The organism is Saccharothrix sp. NRRL B-16348, assembly GCF_001280085.1.
Taxonomy (GTDB): Bacteria; Actinomycetota; Actinomycetes; order Mycobacteriales; family Pseudonocardiaceae; genus Actinosynnema.
Genome location: NZ_LGED01000254.1, coordinates 1 through 22385, shown reverse-complemented (window position 1 = coordinate 22385; position 22385 = coordinate 1). Strand labels below are relative to the sequence as shown.

The window sequence follows — 22385 nt, the reverse complement described above, 5'->3', positions numbered from 1 at the left end:
TCGCTTCCGATGCGGTTTACTCTACATCCTAGTTAGCGGGATATGATCTTGACCCGCTGTCCACCAATTGAAGGGGTGACGTCGATGGAACGACCGGCGATCGTACTGCTCAGCGGCGGTCTCGACTCGACGACGGTACTGGCCATAGCGAAGGACCAGGGTTTCACCCCGTACGCCCTCAGCTTCCGGTACGGGCAGCGCCACGTCGTCGAGTTGGAGGCGGCTCGGCGAGTTGCTCAGGCGCTCGGGGCGGCCGGGCACAAGACCGTCGACATCGACCTTCGAGCCTTCGGCGGTTCAGCGCTCACGTCGGACATCTCGGTGCCCAAGCACGACCACCTCGAAGAGGTCGACGCGAGCAGCATCCCGGTGACCTACGTACCGGCACGCAACACCATCTTCCTGTCTTTCGCGCTCGCCTACGCCGAGGTGGTCGGCGCGACGGACATCTTCACCGGCGTGACCGCTGTCGACTACAGCGGTTACCCCGACTGCCGGCCGGAGTACATGGCGGCGTACGAGAAGATGGCCAACCTCGCCACTCGGGCCGGTGTCGAAGGGGAGACCCCGCTTCGCCTCCGCTCACCGCTCATCGAGATGTCCAAGGCGGACATCATCCGCGAGGGCCTCCGCCTGGGGGTCGACTACTCGATCACCTCGAGCTGTTACGACCCCGACGAGCAGGCACGGGCATGTGGTCGCTGTGACACTTGCCTGCTGCGGCTCAAGGGTTTCTCAGAGGCCGGTGTCACCGATCCCGTGACGTACCGAAACGTGGACGCATGACCTACCTCATCAAGGAAATCTTCTACACCCTTCAGGGCGAAGGCAGCCACGCCGGCCGGCCGGCCGTCTTCTGCCGCTTCTCCCGGTGCAACCTCTGGACCGGTCTCGAGAAAGATCGCTACCGGGCGATCTGCAAGTTCTGCGACACGGATTTCGTCGGCACCGACGGCACGGGAGGCGGACGGTTCGCCACGCCCGACGAGCTCGCTGACGCGGTCGAAGCGGCATGGCCATCGCAGACCAGGGACCATCGCTTCGTGGTGTGCACGGGCGGAGAACCACTGCTGCAGTTGGACGCAGCGGCTGTCGATGCCCTGCACCGCCGGGGTTTCGAGGTCGCCGTGGAGACGAACGGCACCCGCACACCGCCTGCGGGAGTGGACTGGCTCTGCGTCAGCCCGAAGATCGGGGCCGATCTCGTGGTGACCTCGGGTGACGAGTTGAAGTTGGTCTATCCGCAGGCTGGCGGCGATCCCGCGCAGTTCGAACACCTGGACTTCCGCTCGTTCCGGCTCCAACCCCTCGACGACCAAGAGCGGGAGAGCCACACCGAGGCGGCGGTGGAGTACTGCATGAAGAACCCGCGCTGGTCGCTGTCCCTGCAGACGCACAAGTACCTGGGAATCCGCTGATGGAGATCTTTCGAGAGTTCACCTTCGAGGCCGCTCACCGGCTTCCCGAGGTGCCGGAGGGGCACAAGTGCGCCCGCCTCCACGGCCACTCCTACCGCGTGACCGTGCACGTGGAGGGACCCGTCGACCAGCGTGCCGGCTGGATCATGGACTTCGGCGACGTGAAGGCAGCCTTCAAGCCCATCGAGGAGCAACTCGATCACCACTACCTCAACGAGGTCGAGGGGTTGGAGAATCCCACCAGCGAAAACCTGGCCGTGTGGATCTGGGACCGCCTGGTGCCGCGGTTGCCCGAGGTGTCCGCTGTAACGGTCCGGGAGACCTGCACTTCCGGGTGCACTTATCGAGGACGGTGACGTGCACGACATCCAGGCAGAAGTGGACCCTCGGGGCATCGAGGTCGATCAGGTCGGCATCGCCGGGTTGCGGTACCCGGTGGTGTTCGATGACGGCGTCACGAACCAGCGGAGCATCGCCGAGGTTTCGGTCACCGTCCAACTGCAGGCAGACCGCCGGGGCACGCACATGAGTCGGATGGTCGCTCTCGTGCACGAACGCTTGCAAGCGTTCGACCCCCGAGACATGGCGCAGGTGCTGAAAAGCGGTGCGGCTGAACTGGACGCCCCGGGTATTTCGGTAGTACTCAGCATGCCGATCTCCGAAGTGACATCCGCGCCGACGAGCGGCTTGGAGTCCGTGTCCGTCCACGACGTGGAGGTGACCGGCACCTGGCAGGACGGCACCTGCCGCGTGACCACGGCGGTGACGTCCGAGGTGACAAGTCTTTGCCCGTGCTCGAAGAGCATCTCCGACTACGGCGCCCACAACCAGCGCAGCAAGGTCACCTTGTCGGTCACGGGCAGTGGAGATGACCTGTATCCCCTGCCGGTGCTGGACGCGGTCAAGATCATCCGCGACAGCGGGTCGGCGCCGGTGGTTCCGCTGGTCAAGCGCGTTGATGAACGCACGCTCACGATGCAGGCCTACGACCACCCCGTGTTCGTCGAGGACATGGTGCGTGACATCTCGCTCACGTGCCGCTCCCGAGGGCTGCCCCACCAGGTGAGGGTGCGAAACCTCGAGAGCATCCACAGCCACGATGCGGTGGCTCTGATCACGGGGTGACGGCATACCCTCAAGCACTCCGCACGGCCGATCCGAGCGCGAAGCCGCTCCCTGAAGCCAGTCGGTCAGCCCCCTCCGAAAGAAGGATTCCGTGAAGAAGGTCACTCCGAGCGGGGTGATTCTGCTCGTCGCATACATCGCCACCATCCCCTTGGCGAACCTCGTCGTGACCCACTTCGGCGTTGTCCCGGTCGGGTTCGGCTTCCTCGCCCCAGCAGCCGTCTACTTCGCCGGTTTGGCTCTGGTCCTGCGGGATCTGGCACGTGAGAGCGTTGGCCGCCGAGCGGTCCTGGGCGCCATCGTCGTGGGCACTGTCCTGTCCTACCTCCTGGCCGACCCGGCGCTTGCCACCGCGTCGGCCGCCGCGTTCATCGTGGCGGAACTCCTGGACTTCGCGGTGTACGAACCGCTGCGGAAGCGTGGACTCATCGTCGCCGTGGTCGGCTCAAACATCGTCGGCCTGCTGGCGGACAGCTTGATCTTCCTCAAGATGGCCTTCGGTTCCTTCGAGTTCCTGCCCGGGCAGATCATCGGCAAGGCGTGGATGACCGTTGCCGCTGTGGCGGTCCTGGCGTTGCTCGGCCGTAGGAAGACCTTGGTCCACAGCGAAGAGTGACCAGCATGTCGAGGTCGTACTCCACCGGTCGGGCAAGTGCAAGAGTGGTTGAAGCGGTGAAATTGCCAGCGGCCTCTGCCCGACCGGTGACAGGCCCCAGACAGGCTTCGATAACCAGTCGGCCGCCGCGTGGTGTCCATCGAGTCCCATGCCTCGGCAGCCCCGATGAACGGGCGACGACGAGCCGGGTGAGCGGTTGGCGACGGTGCTGCGGGTGCGGGTCGAGTTCCACACCGCGCGTGGGACCGTGTTCGGGGGTTGAGGTCGGCACTTGTTGCCGTCGCTCACACTGCGGTGGGTGGAGCAAGTCTGGAGCAGGTTGTCGGTGTTGTGCTCCAAGCCGGGTGACCCTACCGGGTGGTTCGGGAGAGAAACTTGCGGTTGCCGCTCCTCGTAAGAGTCCCGTTGCCGAATGTGGGAACCTCGCGGCGTGAGCCGATCGAACCGGGTGGCGCTGGATGCGCTGATCGCGGAAGCAACTGTCGACTGCTATGACGACAGCGAGTGTGTCACAGGCTTCCACTCCATGATCGAGGAGTACCTCGTCGTGCCGTTCCAGACGGTGGTGCTGGGCATGGACGTGATTGTGACGAGTGTGGACCTGACCGATGACGAGCAGATCGTGGCTGTCTGCGTGCGCGGGAAGTCGAAGCAGCGCATCCCCGTCCTGGACCTGCCGCTGCCTGCCCCGCTGTTGGAAGGCATGCAGTGGGTGGACGCCTACCGCCGCTGGGCGAAGGGGGCGTGAACCCGGTGGACCCTTGGCCGGAACAGGTGCGGTTCACCGAGGAGGAAGCCCTGGCCAACCTGCGCGCTGTGCTCGAACTGTGTGCGGCCGGGGAGGTGAAGTGCAGTGACAAGACCCGGCGTCCGTCTGCTGCGACCGTGCGCACCGTCAGCGCACACCTGGTGCACGGTGACTTCTATCCAGAAGAGCCCATCGCGGCGTTCGCTTGGCCGCTGTTGCTCCAGGCCGGTGGCCTCGCCTCGCTCGACGGCACCCGCCTCCGGTTGACCACGAAGGGACGTGCGGTGCTCGGGAAGCCGACTGCCGACGCCATTCGGGACCTGTGGCGGCGTTGGCTCACCCACGCGGTGATCGACGAGTTCAGTCGGGTGGAGCAGATCAAGGGCCAGCAAGGGCGCAACGTGCTCACCGCGGCCAAGACCCGGCGACAGGTGGTCGCCGCGGCGCTGGCCACGTGCCCGCCGGGCAAGTGGGTCGACGTGGACTTCCTGTTCACCGCCATGCGGCGCGGCAACATGAGTCCCACCATCGCCCGCACCGAAATGGCGCTGTGGAAGCTGTATCTCGTCGACCCTGAATACGGCAGCCTCGGCTACGAGGAGCACCACGACTGGGAAATCCTCGAAGGTCGCTACACCCTGGCCGTGTTGTTCGAGTACGCGGGCACTCTTGGGTTGATCGACCTCGACTACGTCGACCCACGCGGTGCGCGCGACGACTACGTCGACAACTGGGGTGGTGACGACCTGGACGCGTTGAGCCGCTACGACGGACTCGTGGCGATCAGGCTCACCGCGCTCGGCGCTTACGCCCTCGGCCTGACCGACGCGTACCGACCGCCTGAGTCCAAGGCCGCCGGGACGCGGCCGCTGAAGGTGCTGCCCAACCTCGACGTCGTCGCCATGGGCGACATCGGCGTCGCGGACCGGCTCGTCCTGTCCGCCCACGCGGAGCAGACCGCCGACCGCGTCTGGATGGTGTCGGCGGACGGCCTGCTCACGGCGCTCGGCAACGGCCGCGACCTCGGTGAGTTCGTCGACTTCCTCGCCGAACGGACCGAGCACGACCTGCCCGACGCGTTGCGCACGCTGGTCGCGGACGTCGAGCGGCGGAGTTCGCAGCTGACAGATCTCGGCCACGTCCGCGTCATCGAGTGCGCCGATCCAGCGCTCGCCGCGTTGATCAGCCGCGACCGCGCGACCCGCGCGCTGTGCCGCCCGATCGGTGACCGCCACCTCGCCGTCCGGCCGGACCAGGAGCTGAAGTTCCGCAAGGCCCTGCTCAAGTTGGGGCACGTCATCCCGGCCGGGGTCCGCGGAGGTGAGCTCTGACACGGTTGGGGTCGTGCGTTCGTTGAACGGACTCGATTCCGCCGTCCTGCGGCCCTTGCCACCTCCTCGTCGAGCCCGGCGACCGACACGGAGGACGACTGAGCGGCGTTCATCGCGGGTCGGAGGCCGGATTGGTCAGAGGCCTATCGCTACGCGGTCGGTGGCGGGACTGGGAAATTCTCGGACAGGTATGGGCGTCACCTGGGATTATCCCGGCGACAGGCGGGGGTGAACGCTCCGTCGTCGTGTCCTGAGGGGGGATGATGGGATCGTCCGGAAGACCTGGGCGCGTTGTGCGTGCCGGGGTGCTCGTCGCGGCACTGGTCGGTGGCCTCGCGGTGGTGTCGGGCACGGCTGTTGCGGCGCAGAGTCCGAACCGTGCCACGTTGAGCCCGACGACGTGGGTGAGCATCGACTCGCGCTCGCCGCACGAGGGCGTTGTCGGTGGTGACGCGCGGATCGGTTCGTGGCGGGACGAGGTGGGGAAGCACCACGTCGGCAAGGTCTACTTCACGTTCGACCTCGCGCGGTTCGTGGGCACACAGGTGTTCACGGCGTCGATCCGCACGCCGGAGTTGGCCGCGAACGACTGCGCCAAGCCGCGTGCCACCGAGCTGTGGGTCGTCGAACCGTCGGGCGCGATCACGTGGGCGGACCAGCCGCGTGAGGTGGCCAGGGTGGCGGGGCCCGAGGTGACGGACGAGTGCGTGACGCCGTGGCTGGGCTGGAACGTCCTCGACGTGGTCAAGCGGTCCGTCGCTGAGGGGCGCTCCTCGCTCACCGTTGCCGTCCGCGTCTCCGAAGAGCTCCAAGGCGACGTGGCCTACGGCCGCACCCACAGTGGTTCCGCGGTGCTGGACACGACGTTCAACACCCCGCCCGGAACGCCGACCGGCCTTCGGTTGGACCACGTGGCGTGCACCGGCGAGCCGGTGGTCCTCGCCGACGCCTGGCAGAGGGTGTCGGCGCAGGTGAACGACGCGGACGGGCTGTACGGGCTGCAGGGCCGGCTGGCGTACTGGCCGGTGGACGCGCCCGAACGGCGGGTGGAGGTCCTGACGTCCGCGGGCGGCGGCAGGCTGTCCGGCTCGTTCCCGACGGGGATGATCCAGGATGGTGGCACCTACGCCTTCGCCGCGCGCACCGAGGACGGCTTCGCCAACTCCGAGTGGTCCGCGCCCTGCGTGTTCACCGCCGACCTCGTGGCGCCGACGAAGGCGCCCACGGTGACTTCCACGGTGTACCGGGAGAACGGCGGCCCGCCCGGTGACGGTGGCGAGGGACTGGCGGGCGACTTCACGTTCAGCGCGGACGGCGATCAGGACGTGGTGGCGTTCGAGTACACGGGCATCGGGATCGTCGGTGGCCGGGTGGACGCCGACCAGCCGGGCGGCTCCGCCACGGTGACCGTCACGCCCACCACCGACGGGTCGGTCTCCATCCAGGTCTACGGGATCGACCGGGCGGGCCACTGGTCGCCGGTCCGGACCTACCGGTACTGGGTGCGGACCACCGCCCCGTACGCGGAGAGGCCGCTGTTCGAACTCGGCGTGCCGAGGGACGTCCTGCTCACCGCCAACCAGGACGGTGCGACGACGTTCGTCTACCGGCTCGACGGCGGCGCCGAGCAGACGGTGCCGGTCGGACCGGACGGCACGGGCCGCGTGACGCTCGTGTTCTCCGAGCCGGGGCAGGCCAACCGCACCTTCACGGTGTGGACGGTCGACGCCGCGGGCGTCAAGTCGGGGATCAACGACGCGTCGTTCTACGTCGACCAGGCGTGGCCGTGGGTGGACGTCGACGTGTGGGACGGTCTCGTCGGTCAGAAGCGGGTCTTCACCGTGACGACGGACCGGGCCGGCGTGGTGTCCTACGTGTACCGGATCGGCGACAACCCGGAGGTGTCGGTGCCCGCCGCGCCGGACGGTTCGCTGACGTTCGAGCACACCCCAATGGTGCCGGGCGCCACGGACGTCCTGGTGGCGAGCGTCAACGGGGCGGGTGTCCGTTCCGGCTGGGGCGAAACCTCGTTCATCGCGGAGGCGCCCGAGCCGACCGTGACGAGCGCCGACTACCCCGGCTACCCGGCGCGCGGCGGTCCTGGCGTCACGGGCACCTTCACGTTCTCCTCGCCGCGGCTGCCGGTGGTCTCGTACCGGTACGCGTTCGGCGGCGAGGCGGAGCAGGAGGTCGTGGCGGGCGCGGACGGCACGGCGTCGGTCCGGTGGACGCCCAAGAAGCCGGGCTACCACTGGGTGCGGGTCAGCGGCGTGACCGCGGCGGGTGTCGTGACCGACGAGAGGTCCTTCACGTTCTGGGTCGAGGCGCTGCCGCCGACCGTGACCAGCCCGCAGTTCCCGGCCGACGGCCCGTCGACCGCCCGGCCGGGGCAACCCGTCGAGTTCACGGTGACCCCCGCGGTGCCCGGTTCGCACGAGGTGCTGTGGCGCATCTCGTTCAACACCACGCAGGTGGTGCCGGTCGGTCCGGACGGCAAGGCGACGTTCACCTACACGCCTCTCGGGTCGTTCCAGCTCACCGTGTCCAGCCGAACCCCCGAAGGGGTCGAGTCGGGTGAGGTGACGCGCACGTACAGCGTGCAGCCCGCCTGATCGCGGTTCTCCACGTGGCCCGTCGGCTCAGCCGGCGGGCCACGTCGTCGTTCAGGGGCGTTGTCGGCATCGCGAACGGCGTGCGGCGTGACACCCGGCGGCTGACGTCAGCGGTCGGCTCGTCGGCGGGCGGCCGCGTCGAGCAGGGCGCCCGCGGTTCGGCGGGCGGTGGTGGGTTGGGCGGCGGTGGCGAGCAGGTCGTCGTCGAGGCGGAGGAAGTCGGACAACGCGCGCTGGGCGGGGGTGAGCGTGGTGAGTCCGGGTGGGACCGGTGGTTCGAGGTTGTCGTCGGCAGCGCGGTCGAAGGCGTCCTCGTCGCGTTCCCACACGCCGTAGGCGGCGAGCCAGGCGAGGTACAGCGGTCGGCGGTCGCCGATGGCGAGTTCGGTGCGGACGCCGACGATCGCCGACAGCAACTCCTCGGTGTCGTAGTCGAAGTCGACGTCACCGGATTCGTCGTCGATGCCGAAGTCGAGCACGGTGAAATCGCCCGCGGTCCAGGCGGTCACCTGGTCGTCGACGCGGTAGTCGTCGACGACGGCGGGGTCGAGCTGGTGGGCGGGCAGGCGGAGCATCAGCCGGCGCGTGCCCCAGTCCGCCACGTACAGGTGCGCGTCGTAGAAGCGCTCCACCCACGCGGTGGGATCACCCTTGAAATCGCCCCAGTGGTACTCGTTCACGAAGCTGGTGGCGGTGATCGTCGCCCGGGTGGACGCCGATCGGACCTCGGCCTGCTCGTCGTCGTCCAGTGGCCGGTCGAGGGCCAGGAATTCGAAGTACTGGTACTCGCTCACGGTCCGTCCAGTCGCTCGGCGAAGGGCTGCTTGGGGATTATTCCGATCGCGTTTGACGCTCTGGCCGCCGCTGCCGCCACCGGGTCACGGTCCTCAGGGAGTCCAGGGCCGGTTTTAGGGGTCGCGGCCTGCTCGCCGGCGGGCGGTTCCGGGCGTCCCGCCGGCGGGAGCGGTGGTCCGCGTCGTGGCGGACGGGGTGGAGCCGGGCGGTCGTCCGTTGAGGTGCCACCTGTCGTGTCGCCGTGGTGAACGCGCTGATCAGGAGCGGTGACGGCGTGGGCAGTCGAGGGTGTGGACGGGCCGGTGTCGCGGGCCACGTGGGCGAAGCTGAGTGATCCTCGGTTGGTCAAGATGACGCTCATCACCCGCACGAGTTCTAGGTGAAATGTGTGTGAGGGCCGCACGCTGCGAGCTGACAAATTCCGGTGGCGTGTCGTCGGGGGACATGCGCTCACCTTGGGGGCTCCATCATCTTGTCCACCAGCCGCACGGCGGCCGGGCGATCACGCCTGCGCACGCCCAGAATCCTGGCATCCCTGCTGGCGCTCTACGTCGCCGCCGAGCTGCCGGCGGTGCTCACGGGCAGTTGCAACGTCTTCGAGGTGATGGCGGATGCCGAGAAGGGAGGTTACAAGTGCTGACCAGGCTTCTTGCGGCTGTGCTTTTCCTCGCTCTAGTCGGCGCTGCTTCGGTGGCGTGCGTGCCACAGACTCCTTTCGATCCGCTCGCTGTTCGACTCGGCGAGTCAGGGGCCATCGAAATCCTTGACACCGAATGCGACATGCAGGCGGTGACCAGGGTCGAAGTGATCTCGCCGGACGCCGACACGGTGGTGGGCGAAAATGATCCCCGGCTGTGGAGGATCGACTTCGAGTCGCCTTCGACGGCGCGCACGTATGTCGTCGGCCAGGTTCCGTCGGGGGGCAAAGAGGTGGTGGAGTGGCGGGATCCGGGTCCTGACCAAAGGCTCTTCGCCCAGATCATCACGGACGGCGGGATGACGTTCGGTGCGGGGTTCGGCCTCGATGACCTGGCCGACGGCAGAGTCCGATACCACTTGAAGAACATGACGCACGAGGAGTTCCTCGAAGAATCCAAGTGCTGACGTAGCCCACTCCGCCCCGCTGGATGCCGTCCAGCGGGGCGGAGTGCTGTCAAGGGCAGGAGAGAGTGTCGCGCACGGCCGCCGGTGCGACTGACCCGTGTTTGTCCACTTTTTGGCCCGTACGGACCTGATTGCCCACTTTTTTGTCTGTTTTTCGCGCGCAACCGGTGCATATCATCTGCGGCGTGTCCGGCTACAAGTTCGATTTCTTCATCAGCTACGCCCGTCGCGGCAGTGTCCAGAAATGGCTGCTGAACCACTTTCACCAGAAGCTCCTGGAGTGCTTGGCCGACCAGTTGGCGCCGACGCCCAAGGTGTACGTCGACCGGGAAATGGCACGTGCCGTGCACTGGCCGTCCAGTCTGCAGCACGCCCTGCGGCACAGCAAGATCATGATCCAGTTGCTGACGCCGCACTACTTCGAGTCGAGGTGGTGCATGGCCGAGTGGTACAGCATGCTGGAAAGGGAAAAAGTGCTGGGAATGGCCAATCCAGGTCAGCCGATGGGGCTGGTCTACCCCATCCTCTACTCGGACTCCGACAACTTCCCGCCCGAGGGGAAGGAGCGGTCCTGGCAGAACTTCAAGGAATTCGCCAACCCGGATCCGCCGTACCAGGAGACCCGCGAGTTCGTCTACTTCCACCGCGAGGTCAACAGGGTCGCGGCCGACCTGGTCGACCTGCTCAAGCAGGTGCCGCCTTGGCGGCCCGACTGGCCGGACGTGGATCCGCCCAATCCCGTGCTCCCTCCGCCGGTTCCGATGCCGAGGTTCTGATGAGGACCGGGACGGTCATCACGTTCTACTCCTACAAGGGCGGTGTGGGGCGCAGCTTCACGCTCGCCAACGTCGCGGTGCTGCTGGCCCGTTGGGGCTACCGCGTGCTCGCCCTCGACTGGGACCTCGAAGCTCCCGGCCTGCACCACTACTTCAAGTCGGTGATGCCCGAAGAGCCCGAAGGCGGCGTGATCGACCTCGCCCACGACTTCCTCGCGGGAGCGGAGAACCCCCGGCCGCACGCGGTCCGCCTGGAAGTCGAGGGCAACACCCTCGCGCTGTTGGCGGCGGGCCGGGACGACGGCTCGTACATGGAGCGGATGCAGGCCATCGACTGGGAGGACCTCTACCGGCGCGGGTTCGCCGCCTTCCTGGAGCGCTGCCGGGATCAGTGGATCGAGGACTACGACTTCGTGCTGATCGACAGCCGGACCGGTATCTCGGACATCGCCGGGATCTGCACGGCGCAGCTGCCCGACCGGCTGGCCGTCCTGTTCACCGCCAACGAGCAGAACCTCAAGGACGTCGTGGACGTCGTGCGCCGCGCCGACGACGCCCGGGACCGCCTGCCCTACGACCGGCCGCGACACCTCGTGCTGCCGATCCTGTCGCGGCTGGACAACCGGGTGGAGTACGAGCAGGCGGAGCGGTGGCAACGCCGGTGCGCCGAGGTTGTCGCGCCGCTGTTCGGCAACTGGCTGGTCAAGGGTATGCCGGAGGACCTGGCACTGCGACACTTCACGGTTCCCTACGTCTCCCACTGGAGCTTCGGCGAGCAGTTGTCGGTGTTGCAGGAGAAGGTCCCCTCGGCGGGCCAGGTCTCGTTCGCGCTGGAGACGGTGGCGGCCGTGCTCGCGCAGCAGTTCGACCGCACCGACCTGCTCGCCGACAACCGGGACGCCTACGTGGCGGCGGCACGTGACCGCCGTCGGGACTTCGCCCTGGACCTGCTGGTGTCCAGTCCGCGATCCGCGTTGCGCACCGCGGACCAGCTGATCAAGGAGTTGCGGGTCCTCGGTTTGCGGGTCGAGCGGTCGTCGTCCGGTGACCTGGAGATCCTCGACAAGACCAGTGAACTCGCCGAACACCTGTGCCTGGTCGTGGACGGCAGCTTGAGCCGGTGGCAGGTCACCGAGGTGGAGCGCTTCCTGCGGCACACGATCGGCCCGGACGGCGGTCAGCGCCGGCTGTTCTGCGTGCTGACCGGCGGCACCGACCCTGAGATCCTGCCCGGCTTCCTGCGCAACCTGCGCCACCTGAAGTTCGGGCCGGGTGTGGCGCGCAACCTCTACGACATGATCAACGGCACGCCGGCCGGTGAGGTCGATCGCGTCGGGGAAGCGCTGCGGAACGCGGCGTCCGCGCTGCGCACCGTGCCGGACCGGTTGCCCACCACCGGGCGGTTGTCGCTGGTCGAGCAAACCGTGCGCGGCATGTCCGCCGCACTCGACAACGGCGACCTGGCCGCGTTGCAGGACCTGTCGGTGGACCTCGACGTGCTGTCCAAGCCCTACGCGGACGGCGGCAGGTTCGCCACCTCTCCCGTCCTGCTCACCGACATCCAGACCCTCCTCGACCGGATCGACCGTCGGATCGACGCGTCCATCAACTGAAAGGCGGCGCCATGCCGGAGAAGTACGGGAATCAAGAACAAGCCGCGTTGTTCATGCTCATGCGGCTGAACCGGGACGTACTGAACACTGAGCTGACGAAGGCGAACGTCAAGCTCACGGTCAACGGACGAAACAAGTTGATCAAAGCAGGCCTTCTCGAGACCAACACGGATACCACGCCGTACGTGCACCGGATCACCGAAGAAGGCATCCGCTGGTGCGAGAGTGCGGCACCCGTTCTCGAGCCGCCTGCGGGGGCGGGTGCTCTGGTCCGCGAGGGGTTCTCGATGTTGCGGAGCATCTTGCCGCTCCTCCGGAGGAAGGGTATCGGCCTCCTCGACATCTTCCGGGCCGGTGATGACCTGGAGTCGGTGATCAGGGACGCCTACCTGGAGCTGTCGGTCAAGCCGCAGGACTGGGTGCGGTTGGCCAAGTTGCGCCCCAAGCTCAACGGCGCGGACAAGGCCGAGGTGGACGAGGTCCTGCTGGAGATGGTGAAGACCGGCACAGTCCACCTCGCTCCGGACTCCAACCGCAAGGTGTTGACCGACGCCGACCACGCCGCCGCGGTCCGGGTGGCCGGCGAGGACAACCACCTGGTGGCGATCGAGGAATCATGACTGAGCAGCAGCGCAAGGCACTGGCCACGCTCCGCTTCATCTCCGCCGAGACGAGCGACAACGTCTGGGAGACCTCGCCGTCACACGTCGACGGCCTGCACAATAGAGCCGAAGAACAAATCCGGGCCGGCATTGCGGATGCCAAGAGAAGCACCGGCGCCAGCCCTCTCGGCCTGGTGCTCCAAGGGCGCAAGGGCGTCGGCAAGACACACCTGCTCGGCTCGGTCCGCCGCATGGTGCAGCGCGAAGGCGGCTACTTCTTCCTCGTCGAGCTGACTACAGGGCACGAATTTTGGAACGACGTTGCCGAGGCGTTGCGCAGTGAGCTGCGCCGGAGCACAGACGACGGTGAACTGCAGCTCACGGTGCTGTTGCGGCAGCTGTGCGAGACGGCGGGCGTGTCCGGGACGGTGGCGGGGGCGATCACGGGCGCGACACCGTTGACGCCTCATGACCTGGACGTCTTCCTCAGCCACCTGCGAGAGGTGGATGGCCGGATCGCCTACGAGTGCGGTGACACGATCCGGGCGTTGGCGCTCTACGCCTCCGAGCATGCGGACATCGGGATGTCCCACCTCCTCGGCTTGGCCGAGGGGAGCCGTGAGTGGGGTCTCCTGCCCAGGGCGAAGCAGCCACAGACGCTGGTGCGGGACATCTCGCGCGTCCTGGCCATGACCGGCCCGTGCGTGATCGCGGTAGACCAGTTGGACACTCTGATCAACATCGACCAGGACGAGACCGACACGAAGGTGACGAGCCCGGAGCTGAAAGGGGAACTCGCGCTCATCGCCGACGGATTGATGAAGCTGCGGCAGAAGACCAGCCGGACCCTGTCGATCGTCGCCTGCCTGCCCAATACGTGGAAGAAGCTGCACGACGTCGCCAGCGACACTGTGAAGGACCGGTTCGCCGAAACGGCGATCCTGGGCGCCATCACCGATCCGTCGGTCGGGCGTGCGCTGGTCCAGCGGTGGCTGGAGGAGGTGTACCGCCGCAATGACATCACACCTCCACACCCGAGCTGGCCCGTGGCGGACAGCGCCTTTACCGAAGGTTGGGTCTTCCGGACTCCGCGCCAGTTGCTCCGGAGCATTCACACGCACGCCGAGGCTTGTCTGAACGGCGAGATCCGCGAGCTGACGTCCTTTGACGAGAAACCTGACGAGCCGCGCCCCCCGGTGGAGGTGGTCGGGCCGGAGCCGGACTACTTCCAGGGGTTCGACGCCGAGTTCGAGCGGTTGCGGGAGAAGGCGGATATCTCAGCCGCCGCGCTGCAACGGCACAACGAGGACGAGGTGATGCCGGCGCTGCTGTCGGCGGGGTTGAAGTCGTGGATCAACGAGGTGGGCAACGACGACCTGGCGTGGCAGGCAGAACAGCTCCAGGGCGGGAGCGATGTGCACGCCCGGCTGCTCCGGACCGTGAACGAGGACCTGGACACTGACGAGCGCTGGGGTTTCCGGCTGATCGCCAGCGCGCAGGGGAACTCCGTGCTGAACCGCATGCGGAAGGTTCGCGACGCGGCACGCTTCGGTTCCCAGAACAGGCACCTGGTCCTGCTCCGCAACAGCAATGGAGGGTGGACCGGCAAGGTGACCAGGGCCGAGGTCGCCGAGCTGGAGCAGGCCGGTGGGCGGTGGGTCGAGATCTCCGACGACGACCTGCGGACGTTCAGCGCGCTCAAGGAGATGTTGTCCTCGCAGACGCACCAGTTGCTGTCGTGGCTGGTGGCGCGGAAGCCCGCGAGTCGGACGACGTTCCTGCGGGAGGTCCTGCCCGGGGCTGATCGGTCCGGGTCCGAGCGGTCGGCGGCAGGGCACCAGGAGACGCGGCCGCCGCCGGTGGGGGAGCAGGGACCCGCCACGCCGCCGTCGCCGACGGAGATCGTGCTCGGCATGGACGGCGAGATCCGGATCGAGCTGGAGTCGTTGCGCAAGCACGCCATCGTGTTCGCGGGGTCCGGCAGTGGCAAGACGGTGTTGTTGCGGCGGATCGTCGAGGAGTGCGCCCTGCGGGGGGTGTCGGCGATCGTGCTGGACCCGAACAACGACCTGGCACGGTTGGGTGACGCGTGGCCGGAGCCGCCCGGCGACTGGTTGCCCGGTGACGCGGGCAGGGCCGCCGAGTACTTCGAGAACACCGAGGTGGTGCTGTGGACGCCCGGTCGCGCCGGTGGCCGGCCGTTGAGCTTCCACCCGTTGCCGGACTTCGCCGAGGTGCGCGGGGACGTCGACGAGTTCGCGGCCTCGGTCGAGGCGGCGTTGGCCCGTCTCGTCCCGCACGCCAAGGCGGGTGGCGACTCGAAGTCCGCGGCCCGTGGCCGGGCCGTGCTGAAAGAGGCGTTGACGCACTACGCCCACACGGACGGGCGGGACCTGTCGGCGTTCATCGACGTGCTGGACGACCTGCCGGAGGGGTTGAGCAAGCTCAGCACCGCCCGCGCGACGGCGGCGGACCTGGCGGAGACGCTGCGGGCCGCGATGGTCAACGACCCGTTGCTCGGCGGTGCGGGCGAGGCGACGGACCCGGCGGTGCTGCTGACCCCGACGCCGGGCAAGCGGGCGCGGATCTCGGTGATCAGCTTCGTCGGGTTGCCGTCGGAGGAGCAGAGGCAGGGGTTCGTCAGCCAGCTCCAGCTGGAGGTGTTCGCCTGGATCAAGCGCAACCCGGCGGTGGACCGGCCGCTCGGCGGCCTGCTCGTGATGGACGAGGCGCAGACGATCGCGCCGTCGAGCGGGTGGACGGCGAGCACGCAGAGCACGATCCTGCTGGCCTCGCAGGCACGCAAGTACGGGTTGGGCCTGCTGCTGGCGACCCAGGCGCCGAAGGGGGTGCACAACCAGGTGGTCGGCAACGCGACGACGCAGTTCTTCGGCAGGTTGCAGAGCCCGGCGCAGATCGCCGCGGCGACCGAGATGGCCAGGGCCAAGGGCAGTTCGGTCGTCGACATCTCGCGGCTGGAACGGGGCCAGTTCTACGCCACGGGCGAGACCTTCGGCTTCCGCCGGATGCGGACGCCGCTGTGCCTGAGCCACCACCCGCCGAGCCCGCTGCGGTTGGAAGAGGTGCTCGACCGGGCGCGTGACGGTCGGGACTGACCCCGGCACGACGAGACGCGCTCCCCGCCCGCGGTGGGTGGGGAGCGCGTCTCGTCGAGCGCCGGGCGGTCAGGCGACGGTCGAGGTGAGCACCGCGTCGATCCGCTGCCAGAGCGCGCTGAACAGCTCCTCCCGGCGGTAGCTGCGGGGCGCGCCACCGCCGCCGAGCACCGAGAAGTCGTGCACTTCGAGGACGGCCGCGCCCACGCCGGTGTCGTAGACCGGGCGCGCCCAGCCGTTGGTGAGGGTGCCGTCCGGCTTGCCGACCACGAAGTTCACCGTCTCGTCGCCGCCGATCCCGCCGCGCTGGACGTCCAGCGCGTACACGGTGTCGCCCGCGCGCTCGACCCGCACGGCGATCCGCGTCTCGCCGACGTGCGCGGTGCCGACGAACCCGCGCCGCTCCAGGCTCGGCAGCGCCGCGGCGAACTGCGCGCCCAGGTAGCGCAGCGTCGCGTCCTGCTCGGTGTAGCGGCTGAACGTGACGGGCACGACCGGCTCCGCCGGCGCCTCCTCCGCCACCGGGACGACCGCCTTGACCCTGGTCACCACCTCGGTGACCGGCGCGCGCTCACGCCCGACCGCCTCCGCGGCCTCGATCCGGGCGACCAACGCCTCGGTGAGCTGGTCGGGCGCCGTGCCGCGCACGTAGGCGACGTGCGGGTGCAGCAGGTCCGGCGGCACGGCCACGTCGCCGAGCAGCACCGGCAGCACGTGCTCGTCACCGGCCTTGACCGCGCGCAGCGCGGCCGTGGTGAAGTCGTCCACCTCCGACACGAACGGGACGAAGAACCGCACCCGCGCGTCCGGCAGGTCGCCGCCCTCCTTGTGTGCCCACCACTCGTGGTTCTGCTCGGGCCCGTGCAGCACGGTCAGCCCACGCTGCTTGAACGCTTCGACCACCTCCTCGACGGCGGAGCGCTGCTCCTCGGCGAACGACACGGCGACGTCGTACTCGCTCACGACCGAACCTCCCTGTTCAACCCCGGCCTGGCGGCCGGTTGTCCTGGTCGGCACAGCATCGGGACCGCGTGTCGACCGGAAGTGGACGAGGAGTGGATGTGCCGCCGTTGCCCGTTGCCCCCACCGCCGGGAAACGGGCAACACCTGGTCGTCCCCGGTCCGCCGGTGAATCATTGTTGGTGAGGGCGGAACAGTCGGAATAAATGCCCTCCAATTCATTCACCGGATTCCCCTGGAGGGTTTGCCATGTCCAAGATCACGTCCAATTTCGTGACCAAGGCCGGTTTGTCGCTGGCCGGTTTGTGCGCCGTCGTCGCCGTGCTCGCCTCGACGAGTGGAGCGGCCGCCTCGTCGTTCGACGAGTGCCCGCCGCCCACCACGGTCACCGTCGGCCCCGACGGTAACCCGTGGCACGGCTGACCAGGCCGCAAATGTGCGCCCGGCCGTTCGCGGGTATTACCCGGGCGGCCGGGCGATTGCGTCGCAACGAGTGCGGTGGTGTACTCGACCTCAAGCCGGATCAGGAGGCTCGCGTGAGCGGATCATTTGGTGAATTACTGCGTGAATCCCGCGTCGCCGCGGGTCTGTCGATAGGTCAGCTGGCCAAGCGCGTGCACTACAGCAAGGGTTATCTCAGCAAGATCGAGAACGACCTGAAGCTGCCGCACGAGACGATGGCGCGGTTGTGCGACGGCGTGCTGGACGCGGGCGGCGCCCTCATCGAGGCGGCCCGCGCGGCGCGTGAGCGGATCGCCGACGCCGGGCTCGACCGCCGCCACGTGCTGGTCGCGGGCACGGGCACGGTGCTCGGCCTGGCGCTGCGGGGTGGGCCGCGGCCGGTGCCGGACGAGCGGGTGGTCGTCGGGATGCGGACCTCGTTCGAGCACCTGCGCGCCCTCGGCACGCAGACGAGCCCCGTGGTGGTCCTCGAACCGCTGGTCGCCCTGGTGCGCACGGTGCACGCGCTCGCGCACGAGAACCCCCAGCCGATCAGGACGCGGCTGCTGCTGCTCGCCGCCCGGATCGCCGAGTACACGGGGTGGATGAACCAGGAAGCAGGCGACGAGCAGAGCGCGCTGTCGTGGACCCGGCACGCCTCGGAACTGGCGCGGGCGGGCGGCGACCGGGAGATCGTGAGCTACGCGCTCGTCCGCGAGGCCGGGCTCGCCCTCTACCGGCAGGACGCGATCGGCACGATTGACCTGGCCCGGCAGGCGCAGGAGGTCGACCAGGCGAGCCTGCGGACCCTCGGCCTGGCGTCCCGCCGGGAAGCACAGGGGCACGCCCTGGCCGGCGACCGCGGCTCCTTCGACCGCGCGCTGGACCGTGCCGCCCACCTCCTCGGCGCGTCCACTTCGGACACCGCCGCCTACCCCGTGCTCGGCTCGACCGCGCCCGACCCGGCGGAACTGGCCAGGGGCTGGTCGTTGTGCGACCTCGGGCGGACGGCCGAGTCGGCGGCGGTGCTCGACCGGGAGCTGGCCGGGCTGCCGCCCACCGCCCGCCGTTCGCGGGCCCGGTTCGGCGCGCGCCGGTCGCTCGCCCACGCGCTCGCGGGCGACGTCGACCAGAGCTGCGTGACGCTGACCGGCACGCTCGACGACGCGGCGCAGGTCGACTCGGCGACCGTGCGGACGGACCTGCGCGAACTGGCCAGGACCCTCGCCCGCTGGCGCAACCACGGCGCGGTCCGGGAGGTCTACCCCGAGCTGCGGCGCGTGTTGCAGCAGCGGTACTGACCGGCGTGCCCGGCGGGTTCGTCGCGACCCGCCGGGCACGGTCACCGGTTCAGCGGCACGCGCAGGTCAGGGCCGCGTGCTCGGCCCGGACCACGGCCGCCTCGGGTTGGCCGAGCGCGACGAAGCCCGCCTCGGCCGCGCGCCAGTGCTCGGCGGCGGTGGCGTGCTGCCCGAGCGCGTGCAACGCCCGCGCGACGCCGTGGTGGGCGTGGGCCTCGTGGCCGCGGCTGCCGGTGCCGACCGCCAGGTCCAGCGCCGCCCGGTAGGAGCGCAACGCCTCCGACCGGTCGCCGCCGTCCCGCGCGGTCGCGGCGCGGTCGAGGTAGAGCCGGGTGCGCAGGTCGGCGTCGGACACCTCGGCCGCCACCTCCTTGGCCCGCTCCTGGTACCGCGCGGCCTCGGCCGTCCGGCCCTGCGACCGGTGCACGTTGCCGGTGTAGTTCAGCGCGTAGGCCGCCAGGCAGTCGTCGCCGAGCGCGCAGGCCAGCTCGTACGCCTCCAGGTGGGAGGCCAGCGCCTCGTCCGCCAAGCCGAGCCGCTGCTGCACCGTGCCGAGGTTGTTCAACGCGTGCGCCAGCCCTTGCACGTGGTCGACCTCGCGCAGCATCGGCACCGCGGCCAGGTGCTGTCGCAGCGCCAGGTCGAGGTTGCCGCGCTCCTCGTTGAGGTAGCCGAGCATGCTCAACGCGTGCGCCTGGCCGCGCCGGTCACCGCACCGCTCGTACTTCTCCAGCGCGGCCTCGAAGTGCTCGATCGCGTCGTCGTGCCTGCCGAGCTCCATCAGGGGCACGGCGATCGCGCACAACGTGACGGCCTCGCCGAGCACGTCGCCGAACCGCCGCCACTCCGCCAACGCGCGGGTGGCCAGGCCGAGCGCTTCCTCGAGCCGGCCGAGCCGGTCGTAGGCGGTGGCCAGCCGGAGCAGCACGTGCGCGCGGCCGTAGTGCTCGTCCGGTTCGGCGCACACGACCCCGTACGCCAGCTCCATGGTCTCGACCCAGTCCTCGAACCGGTTCGTGGTGTTGAAGTGGCGCCAGATCAGCACGGCCAGCCGCCACACGTGGCCGGGCAGGTCGTGGTCGGCGGCGTAGCGGACGGCGGCCACCAGGTTGTCCAGCTCGGCGGCGATCCACGCGGTCGCGTCGTCCTTGTCCTCGAAGACCGGGACGACGCGGCTGGTCCGGTGCACGGCGGGCAGTTGCGCGCGGTCGAACGGGTAGGCGGCGCCCACCGCGTCCGCCAGCCCGACGAGGTAGAAGTCGAGCAGCCGCAGCAGGGCGTCCGCGTGCTCGGTCGGCGTGGTCGGCGGCGGCTCGGCGGCGGCGAACTCCTTGAGCGGGTCCAGCATCCGGTACCGCTCGGGCGCGACCTCCTCCAGCAGGCAGACCTCGTGCAGGTCGTCGAGCACCGCGCGGACGCCGGGGACGTCGCGGCCCGCCAGCGCCGCCGCGCCCACCACGTCGAGATCCGGCCCCGGCAGGTGGCCGAGCAGCCGGAACACCTCCCGCTGCGGCACGTCCAGCTGCAGGTAGGAGACCCGAACGGCGGCGGTGCCCTCCTCGTCGTCGGTGTCCGCGCGCCACGGCCCGCTCTCCTCCAGTTGCCGCAGCAGGTGCTCCAGCGGCCACCGCTCGTGCCTGCGGAACAACGCCGCCGCGACCCGGATCGGCATCGGCAGGTACCCGCACCGCTTGACCACCCCGGACACCTCGGCCGACCGGCCGCGCAGCCGCAACGTGCCGGCCAGCGCCCGGAACAGCGCGAACGCGTCCTCGGGCGGCAACGGCGGGAGCCGGACGTGCTCGCCGGTGTCCGGCTCGCCCATCCGCCTGCTGGTCACCACGGCCAGGCAGCCCGACGCCTCCGGCAGCAGCGACCGCACCTGCTCCGGCGAGTGCGCGTTGTCCAGCACCACCAACGTCCGCGTGCCGTACAGCTCCGTCTGGTACAGCGTGAACTTCCGGTTCACCGAGGCCGGGATCTGCTCCGGCGGCACGCCCAGCTCGACCAGGAGCTGCGTGAGCGCGTCCGACACGGTCACCGGCGCCAGGTTGGGCGTGTACCCGTTGAGCCGCACGAGCAGCTGCCCGTCCGGGAACCGGTCCCGCAGCCGGTGCGCCGCCTCGACGGCCAGCCCGGTCTTGCCCACGCCCGGCGCACCGCTCACCCACACCGCGCGCCGCTCGCCCGGCGTCGACGCCACGGCTTCGATCGCGGCCAGCTCTGCGTCACGACCGGTGAACCCGCCGGGCCGCGACGGCAGGGAACTGGCCGGCTCACCTCGCCCGGCCCGCGCGGCCAGCTTGCGCAGCCGTGGCCCAGGCTCCATGTCGAGCTCGGCGAGCGCCGCCTCGGTGCCGTGGAAGACGCGGACCGCCTCGACCCGGTCTCCGCCCGCGATCAACGCCCGCATGAGCAGCTCGGCGTGCTTCTGCCGGGCCGGGTCGGTGCGCACGACGGGGCGCAGCCGGTCCCGCGCCGACCGGTGGTCGCCCGCGTCCAGCTCCAGCTCGGCCAGGTCGCCGACCGCGTCGAAGAAGCCGTCGTCCGGGTACATCACCTCGGTGCCGCCGATCCGGTCGTGGTCGATGTCCTCCAGGAACCGGCCGCGCCACAGGTCGACGGCCGCGCGTAACAGCCCGATCGCCCGGCGCCGGTCGCCCGCGTCCGCCGCGCTCGCCGCTTCCGCGCGCAGCCGGGCGAACCGGGCCGTGTCGACCTGGTCCTCGTCGACCCGCAGCAGGTAGCCGGTCGGCGTCGTCTCGATCGACACGTCGTCCACGTCCTGGAACGCCTTGCGCAGCTTGTTGATGTAGCCGCGCACGAGGACGCGGCGCTCCGGGTTGCCGCCCCACACGATCTCCGTCAACTTCTCGGTGGACACCGGCCTGTTCGCGTGCAGCAGGAGCACCACGAGCACGAACCGCTGCTGCTGGTCGCCCAGCGGCAGCCGAGCACTCCCGTGCCACGCCTCCAACGGACCAAGCATCCGAAATTCCACGCCGCCTCCTGGTTCGCGAGCTGATGTCTACGACGGATGTCGCACGAACGGCCGGATGTGTGTCGCAATCCGCCTCGGGTCCACCTCCGGTAGACAAACACCCGCCACGCTCCGGCTTGTCCGCAAAAGGTGTGAGGTGGAGGAGCCACATGGGATCCGATGTGCTGCCGTGCTACGTGGTGTGCGACGTGTCGCTCTCGATGACCGACCACCTCGACGAGGTGAACGCGGGCCTCCGCGAGTTCCGCGGCGCCGTGCACGCCGACCCGTCGGCCGCCGCGCGGGTCAGGGTGTGCGTGGTCGGGTTCGCGGCGGCGCCTGCCGTGCTGCAACCGCTGCGGCCCGCGGCGGAGCTGGCCGAGCTGAGCGGGGCGAGACCCCGGACGGGCTCCAACTTCGGCCCCGCGTTCGCGTTGCTGCGCGAGACGATCGCGCACGACGTCCGCACCCTGGAGGGGCACCGCCTCCGGGTCCACCGCCCGGTCGTCTTCTTCACCTCCGACGGGCGGCCGACCGACCCGGCGACCTGGCCCGAGGCGTTCGCCGCGCTGGCGGACCCCGCCTGGCCGTCCCGCCCGACCGTGACCGCCTTCGGCCTCGGCGCGGTCGACCGCGGCACGCTCGACCGCATCGGCACGTCCCGCGTGTTCCTCGGCCAGGACGGCATCCGCCTCGGCACGGCGCTGGCGGTGTCGGTGACCGGCACGGCCCGGCGTCCCGACCGCGTCTAGCGCGTGTTTCAGATGTGGCGTAGCCAGATGTTGATGGCTGCGATGTGGACGGTGGCCTTGTAGCGGACGGCGAGTTTGTCGTACCTGGTCGCGAC

Annotated in this window: 20 protein-coding genes; 17 read left to right on the top strand and 3 right to left on the bottom strand. The window is 69.4% G+C overall.

What is annotated here, in order from left to right; all coding sequences use genetic code 11:
• Positions 1-84: 84 nt before the first annotated feature.
• The 8 genes from queC (at position 85) to ADK67_RS41585 (ending at position 7850) form a co-directional block, all read left to right on the top strand.
• Positions 85-786: a 7-cyano-7-deazaguanine synthase QueC gene (gene queC, locus ADK67_RS41620; protein WP_053722109.1), complete on the top strand. Its 702-nt coding sequence runs from the start codon at positions 85-87 to the stop codon at positions 784-786.
• Positions 783-1418, top strand: coding sequence for a 7-carboxy-7-deazaguanine synthase (gene queE, locus ADK67_RS41615; RefSeq protein ID WP_053722108.1), 636 nt, complete (start codon positions 783-785; stop codon positions 1416-1418). The genes queC and queE overlap by 4 nt, the downstream gene beginning before the upstream one ends.
• On the top strand, positions 1418-1774 hold the full coding sequence (gene queD / locus ADK67_RS41610; RefSeq protein ID WP_053722107.1) for a 6-carboxytetrahydropterin synthase QueD: 357 nt from the start codon (positions 1418-1420) through the stop codon (positions 1772-1774). Before queE ends, queD begins: the two co-directional genes overlap by 1 nt.
• A gap of 1 nt (position 1775) precedes the next feature.
• A complete protein-coding gene (locus tag ADK67_RS41605) occupies positions 1776-2543 on the top strand; it encodes a GTP cyclohydrolase I FolE2 (RefSeq protein WP_053722106.1) in 768 nt (255 codons plus the stop codon).
• Between the two features lie 91 nt (positions 2544-2634).
• Positions 2635-3159: a VUT family protein gene (locus ADK67_RS41600; RefSeq protein WP_053722105.1), complete on the top strand. Its 525-nt coding sequence runs from the start codon at positions 2635-2637 to the stop codon at positions 3157-3159.
• 430 nt (positions 3160-3589) lie between these two features.
• A complete protein-coding gene (locus ADK67_RS41595) occupies positions 3590-3907 on the top strand; it encodes a hypothetical protein (protein WP_197289871.1) in 318 nt (105 codons plus the stop codon).
• Between the two features lie 5 nt (positions 3908-3912).
• Positions 3913-5238, top strand: a complete 1326-nt coding sequence (locus ADK67_RS41590) for a helicase-associated domain-containing protein (RefSeq protein ID WP_157621493.1) — start codon at positions 3913-3915, stop codon at positions 5236-5238.
• Positions 5239-5624: 386 nt separating this feature from the next.
• Positions 5625-7850 carry a hypothetical protein gene (locus ADK67_RS41585; protein ID WP_157621491.1) on the top strand — a complete coding sequence of 742 codons (2226 nt, stop codon included), beginning with the start codon at positions 5625-5627 and terminating at the stop codon, positions 7848-7850.
• Positions 7851-7957: 107 nt separating this feature from the next.
• Here the strand turns inward: ADK67_RS41585 and ADK67_RS41580 are convergent, their stop codons facing one another.
• Positions 7958-8644: a hypothetical protein gene (locus ADK67_RS41580; protein WP_053722102.1), complete on the bottom strand. Its 687-nt coding sequence runs from the start codon at positions 8642-8644 to the stop codon at positions 7958-7960.
• Positions 8645-9117: 473 nt separating this feature from the next.
• Here ADK67_RS41580 and ADK67_RS51765 point away from each other — a divergent pair, with 473 nt between their 5' ends.
• From ADK67_RS51765 to ADK67_RS41555, 6 genes are all read left to right on the top strand, one after another.
• Positions 9118-9285 (top strand): hypothetical protein, encoded by a 168-nt coding sequence (locus ADK67_RS51765; protein ID WP_157621489.1) that lies wholly within the window; start codon positions 9118-9120, stop codon positions 9283-9285.
• The gene (locus tag ADK67_RS41575; protein WP_053722101.1) at positions 9279-9749 is read left to right on the top strand and encodes a hypothetical protein; all 471 of its coding nucleotides are present in this window, start codon (positions 9279-9281) and stop codon (positions 9747-9749) included. Before ADK67_RS51765 ends, ADK67_RS41575 begins: the two co-directional genes overlap by 7 nt.
• Before the next feature lie 185 nt (positions 9750-9934).
• Complete coding sequence (locus ADK67_RS41570; protein WP_053722100.1) at positions 9935-10525, top strand: TIR domain-containing protein; 591 nt, start codon at positions 9935-9937, stop codon at positions 10523-10525.
• Positions 10525-12138: a tyrosine-protein kinase family protein gene (locus tag ADK67_RS41565; protein WP_053722099.1), complete on the top strand. Its 1614-nt coding sequence runs from the start codon at positions 10525-10527 to the stop codon at positions 12136-12138. The genes ADK67_RS41570 and ADK67_RS41565 overlap by 1 nt, the downstream gene beginning before the upstream one ends.
• A gap of 59 nt (positions 12139-12197) precedes the next feature.
• Positions 12198-12758, top strand: a complete 561-nt coding sequence (locus tag ADK67_RS41560) for a hypothetical protein (RefSeq protein WP_231648614.1) — start codon at positions 12198-12200, stop codon at positions 12756-12758.
• The gene (locus ADK67_RS41555; protein WP_053722097.1) at positions 12755-15856 is read left to right on the top strand and encodes an ATP-binding protein; all 3102 of its coding nucleotides are present in this window, start codon (positions 12755-12757) and stop codon (positions 15854-15856) included. The genes ADK67_RS41560 and ADK67_RS41555 overlap by 4 nt, the downstream gene beginning before the upstream one ends.
• Positions 15857-15925: 69 nt before the next feature.
• On the opposite strand, the gene ADK67_RS41550 is transcribed toward ADK67_RS41555, so the two are convergent.
• Complete coding sequence (locus ADK67_RS41550) at positions 15926-16819, bottom strand: toll/interleukin-1 receptor domain-containing protein (protein WP_053722096.1); 894 nt, start codon at positions 16817-16819, stop codon at positions 15926-15928.
• Between the two features lie 246 nt (positions 16820-17065).
• Here ADK67_RS41550 and ADK67_RS51760 point away from each other — a divergent pair, with 246 nt between their 5' ends.
• The gene (locus ADK67_RS51760) at positions 17066-17239 is read left to right on the top strand and encodes a hypothetical protein (RefSeq protein WP_157621487.1); all 174 of its coding nucleotides are present in this window, start codon (positions 17066-17068) and stop codon (positions 17237-17239) included.
• Between the two features lie 113 nt (positions 17240-17352).
• Positions 17353-18558 (top strand): helix-turn-helix domain-containing protein, encoded by a 1206-nt coding sequence (locus ADK67_RS41545; RefSeq protein ID WP_053722095.1) that lies wholly within the window; start codon positions 17353-17355, stop codon positions 18556-18558.
• 49 nt (positions 18559-18607) lie between these two features.
• Here the strand turns inward: ADK67_RS41545 and ADK67_RS41540 are convergent, their stop codons facing one another.
• Positions 18608-21547: an AfsR/SARP family transcriptional regulator gene (locus ADK67_RS41540; protein WP_053722094.1), complete on the bottom strand. Its 2940-nt coding sequence runs from the start codon at positions 21545-21547 to the stop codon at positions 18608-18610.
• 161 nt (positions 21548-21708) lie between these two features.
• On the opposite strand from ADK67_RS41540, the gene ADK67_RS41535 reads away from it, so the two are divergent.
• Entirely contained in the window at positions 21709-22290 is a 582-nt protein-coding gene (locus ADK67_RS41535; protein ID WP_053722093.1) for a vWA domain-containing protein, read from the top strand.
• Positions 22291-22385 lie beyond the last annotated feature (95 nt).